The sequence below is a fragment of the Methyloceanibacter sp. genome (genome assembly GCF_058506495.1).
The window spans coordinates 1-1,171 of the sequence record NZ_JBZMXT010000198.1 but is presented as its reverse complement, the minus strand read 5'-3'; the positions used below and the strand labels follow the sequence as shown (position 1 = coordinate 1,171).

The 1,171-nt window shown below is 57.9% G+C and carries 1 protein-coding gene; it reads left to right on the top strand.

The features are described 5' to 3' along the window. Window positions 1–161: 161 nt before the first annotated feature. The coding region (ppsR, locus tag AC33YF_RS13970; RefSeq protein WP_491777822.1) for a transcriptional regulator PpsR at window positions 162–1,171 on the top strand (1,010 nt) is incomplete at its 3' end.

Here is a 1,171-nt window from a genome sequence, read left to right as displayed (position 1 = left end):
TCCACGCGCGTCCCGAATGTGTCGAGATGGTCGGTGCTGATGCGAGTGCCCAGGACGGTAGGCGGGCTGTCCTGAAGGTTTCGAGTTTGCTTGACTCGGATGCGTTAAGCTGAGAGATCGCAGCAAACGCGAGAACGTAGAAATTGGCAGGTGCCGCCGTGGTGAGGATTCGAGAAGCAGGCAACGTGTTTCGGGCTCCGAAGAGAACGCTCGGCGACCTGGATGCCACCAGTGCGGCCGAACTCATTGCCGCGGCGGCTGACATCGCGCTGATCATCGATGCCAACGGCGTCATCCGCGACGTATCGCTCGGCGACGAAGACTTGCAAAACGAAGGATTCGAGTCTTGGCTCGGGTCGCGCTGGATTGACACGGTGACTGTCGAGAGCCAGCCGAAAATCAAAGAGCTACTCCAAAACATTAAAGACAACGCGCCGACGCGCTGGCGGCAAGTCAATCATCCATCAAAGAATGGATCTGACATTCCGATGCGCTATGCGGCATTGCGCGTCAGCGATAGCGGGCGGATCATTGCCGTTGGGCGAGACTTGCGTCCCATGGCTGCGCTACAGCAGCGCCTGGTTGATGCACAGCAGTCCATGGAGCGTGAATACGCGCGCCTGCGCCATGCAGAAACGCGATATCGGCTCTTGTTCCAAATCGCCGCCCAACCTGTCGTTATTGTTGACGCCAACTCCCTGAAGATTGTGGAGGCGAACCCTGCTGCAAGCGAACTCTTGGATAAGTCGATCAAACGGCTAACGGGGCGATCGTTCCTCGACCTCTTCGAACCTCAAAGTAGCAAGGCTGTCCAAGCGCATCTTACAAAGGTTCGCACCACTGGGCGGGCTGAGGAGATCGCGGCGAAACTGCAAAACACAGACGTTGAGACGACGATAGGCGCCTCGATGTTCCGCCAAGATGCTGCTGCTCACTTCCTTATTCGCTTCTCTGCTGCCGGTGCGGACGCAGCGACTCCCAAAGCTGGCAATAAGCTGCTTAGCGTTGTCGAGAACCTTCCTGACGGATTCGTTGTCACCGATCCAAACCGCAACATCGTAACGACGAATCCAGCTTTCCTTGATTTGGCAGAGCTGACGAGCGAGGAGCAGGCGCTCGGTGAGTCCCTCGACCGCTGGATCGGCCGCCCCGGAGTCGATCTCGACACGCT